This window comes from Corynebacterium sp. MSK044 (assembly GCF_030232825.1).
Classification (GTDB): Bacteria; Actinomycetota; Actinomycetes; order Mycobacteriales; family Mycobacteriaceae; genus Corynebacterium.
Window position 1 is genome coordinate 1 of record NZ_JASPJJ010000039.1, and the last position, 3,430, is coordinate 3,430.

Genomic DNA, 3,430 nt, shown 5'->3' on the forward strand with positions numbered 1-3,430 from the left:
CGGCCCCGGTACCAACTACCCGGAACACGGCAGTACCGGGTCTCCGGAACACCGGTACCAAAAACCCGCATCTGACACTCCAAATAGGCTGCAACCTCGGGAAACTTCGGTTCCAACAAGTCAACAACTTCACGGGCTTGCGCCCAGGTTGATTCCTCATCCGGTTGTTGGAAGATCGTCTGGAACATCGCAGAGACCATCGGCCACTGCATTTTGGGGACTTTCTCGTAGAGGTTTTTGGCAAAGTGGGTGCGGCACCGCTGCCAGGAGGCATCGGGCAGCACTTCGGAAATGGCATGCTGGATGCCTTCGTGGGCATCACTGGTGACAAGGAAGACACCACGAAGTCCGCGGGCTTTGAGGTCTTGGAAGAAGCCTTTCCACGATGCGTTGGATTCCGCAGTGGCGACGTGCATGCCGAGCATTTCCCGGTAGCCATCGGCGTTGACACCGGTGGCAAGCAGCACTGAGCATTTGACCACCCGGCCGCCTTCGCGCACTTTGATCGTCAGTGCGTCGCAGGACAGGTAGGCGTACCCGCCGGGGTCCAGGGGGCGATTTCTGAAGTCTGCGACCATCTCGTCGAGTTCTTCCGACATCCGCGAGACTTGCGATTTCGACAGGTTGGAAATGCCAAGGGTGGCCACCAGATCGTTCATCCTGCGGGTGGAAACCCCTTTGAGATAGCAGGTGGCGATCACAGTCGATAAGGCTCGTTCTGCTCGTGAGCGTCGCTCTAACAGCCATTCTGGGAAGAACGCTCCGTGGCGCAGCTTCGGCACTGCTACGTCGATCGTGCCGACACGGGTGTCAAGGTCGCGGTGGCGATACCCGTTGCGGTGGTTGACCCGCTCGGTGGAGGCGACGCCGTATTCGGCGCCGCAGACGGTGTCGGCCTGGGCGGAGAGGATTTGGTTGATAAACCCTTGCAGCATCTGGCGCATCAAATCCGGAGAGGCTTGAGCGAGCAGATCATCCAGATAGGATGTTGGGTCGATAGAATGCGGATCAGCGGTCATCGTCATGTTCCTTTCGGTGAGATGTGGTAGTTGAGTCGAAAGGTTACTGACGATGGCCGCCCCTGCATTTTCCAGGGCCCACCATCAGCAAGCGTTACACCACACTAAGGGACGCAACCCTTGCCGAGCGCTACGGCATTGCGCTCAACCGGAAGACTGTGGCCAAGCGGATGCGCCTGATGGGCATTGAGGGGATTTCACCGCGGGCCTTCGTCCCGGTGACCACGATTCAGTCCAAGCGTAAGTCCACGCTTCCTGACCTGGTCAAGCGCATGTTTGATGCCGGTGAGCTCAATCGGGTGTGGATGTCGGATATTACCTACCTGCGCACCGGTGAAGGCTGGTTGTACTTGTGCGTCGTCCGTGATGGTCATTCCCGCCGGGTGCTCGGTTGGGCTATGGATAGTGTGCAAGATACTTCCCTGGTCGATCGGGCCCTGCGGATGGCGTATACGCTACGCGGTGACGTTCCTGATGGCCTGGTGTTTCACGCCGACCGTGGAGCACAGTTTACGAGCGAGCAGCTCTGGGACGTCTGCCGCGAGATGGGCATTGCCCAGTCCGTCGGGCGTACCGGGGTGTGCTTCGATAACGCGATGGCCGAGTCCTTCTGGTCAACGCTGAAGACTGAGTTCTACGACCGGCAACGCTGGCCTACCCGGGATGCTGCACGTACGGCTGACACCCTCTTCGAACCTGGCACGGTGAGACGTCGACGCCGCTGCTTTTCGCAGGACAGTACCTGGATTCGGAATCGGGGTGGGCGTATAACAGGTTCCGGTACTACTGTCCGTCTGCTGGAATTTATAACGCGCAGGATCCGCTTGGCTTAGCGCCGCGGTTAGCATCTGCACAGGGCTATGTTGATCACGCCGGCTATGTTTGTGATCCGTTCGGTTTGCAGGCGCATGTGAAAAATCTTCCAAAGGACCAACGATGGCGCATCGTTGCCCACAATAAAGGTGTCGTCGGGGAGCAGGCCGCGGCCGATCTCCTCGAGAAAAACGGCATGAAGATGGGCAAACGCGACGCCTACACAATAGGTGATCGGAATCGTATTTCCGATGGCCGTGTCATAGGTAGCGACGGAAATATCATGGGGCTAGCTGAGGTGAAAAACGTCAAAGAAATCTCCATGACCCAGCAGCTTCAAGACGCCGTAGCATTCAACAAGGAACAGTACCCTGGGACGAAGCTGAACTTGTTTGTCCGGGGGGACACTCATGTGGCTAGTACTGTACTTGCTAACGACGATATTGTTGTTCACAGAATGTCGTCTGAGATTCTATCGGACGCTGAAACTGCCGTGCGGTTATCGGATTCGAAGTCGTTGTGGCTGTTTCCTTCTAAGCGATAGAAAGGTTGTTCTATGAGTGAAAGCATTGCAACAGAAGTTGCTCGTTTGGTGGGGTTGCATACCCCAGTGCCTGATAGGTATGGCACGATGTCGGATGAGCTTTTAGAGCACTATGTGTATGGGCTGGAGAAGGTGCTTTTGCGCGATGATCTGCTTCCTACCGCTAAGGATCAGCTTGTTTGCGCGATCAATGAGTTTCTTAAAGCTAGGCATTATTATTTGTTTGATCAGTTTGAGCGGTATTACTACTTGGAGCCACATGCTGGTGTGAGGACACAGTTGTTCTTTTCTTTGGAAAGGCTTGCTGGGAGTAAGGAGAAGTATCTTGATCGGATGTTGGAGATGTATCTGACTGATCATCGCAGTATTGGTACAACCAGTGAAATGGTCAAGGAGTATTTCCAGAGACTTTTTATTAAGAAGGGGCGGCAGCGTCATTGGGATGTGGTTGCTGAAACTGCTGATACTGATCGTGATGTTGAGTTCATTGCGTTTATTGCCGGGAAGTCCCAGCGGCAGTTGGAGCGTCATCAGGTCAATGCGTGGATGCCTGTTCTTGATGAGGCTAAACGGGTCACCCGACCGGAACTTCCTGCGGAATAATATTTAAGGAGACGATACGATGATTATTCCGATTTATATTGCTTTTGGTGCTGATGAGTACACCATGCTTAATGATGGTGGTGTCGAGCAGCGGCGTGATGCGATTACAGGTGCGATTGAGACCTCTTCGAATCCTGTGACTGATATCGATGTGGTCTTTGTTGACACTGCCGACGCTCTTGCTGAGGTGCTTGATCGTTCAACTGTTAGTGGCATTGTTTTTGGTGCTGCTGATTGGGATGGGCAAGACCTTACGGATGGAATGCGTATTAATACCCCTGAGCAGGTCGCTGATTTTGCTCACGTGCTCGAAGGTCTTGATCCTGATGACTTCGAGGAAGTTGACGCTATTGACATTCTCACTGATTTCTATGCTGCGGCGCGCACCCGTGGTGACGCTATTGCGGTGTACTTCAACTAACAGGACGTAACTGATATGCCTACTTCTACT

Annotated in this window: 4 protein-coding genes and 2 pseudogenes; 5 read left to right on the plus strand and 1 reads right to left on the minus strand. The window is 54.3% G+C overall.

Annotated elements, in window-relative coordinates:
• Positions 1–1,019 (minus strand): IS256 family transposase (locus QP994_RS10890; protein ID WP_284866800.1); only part of this gene is annotated, 1,019 nt, incomplete at its 3' end.
• Positions 1,020–1,114: 95 nt separating this feature from the next.
• Between QP994_RS10890 and QP994_RS10895 the strand changes: the two are divergent.
• The 5 genes and pseudogenes from QP994_RS10895 to QP994_RS10915 all read left to right on the plus strand — a co-directional run.
• Positions 1,115–1,738: pseudogene (locus QP994_RS10895) on the plus strand (IS3 family transposase); the annotation flags it as partial.
• A 23-nt stretch (positions 1,739–1,761) separates the two neighbouring features.
• Positions 1,762–1,857, plus strand: a pseudogene (locus QP994_RS10900) (hypothetical protein); the annotation flags it as partial.
• A 72-nt stretch (positions 1,858–1,929) separates the two neighbouring features.
• On the plus strand, positions 1,930–2,376 hold the full coding sequence (locus tag QP994_RS10905; RefSeq protein ID WP_284866797.1) for a putative toxin: 447 nt from the start codon (positions 1,930–1,932) through the stop codon (positions 2,374–2,376).
• A 12-nt stretch (positions 2,377–2,388) separates the two neighbouring features.
• The gene (locus QP994_RS10910) at positions 2,389–2,979 is read left to right on the plus strand and encodes a hypothetical protein (protein ID WP_284866798.1); all 591 of its coding nucleotides are present in this window, start codon (positions 2,389–2,391) and stop codon (positions 2,977–2,979) included.
• A gap of 19 nt (positions 2,980–2,998) precedes the next feature.
• Positions 2,999–3,400 (plus strand): hypothetical protein, encoded by a 402-nt coding sequence (locus QP994_RS10915; protein WP_284866799.1) that lies wholly within the window; start codon positions 2,999–3,001, stop codon positions 3,398–3,400.
• The last annotated feature ends 30 nt before the right edge of the window (positions 3,401–3,430 follow it).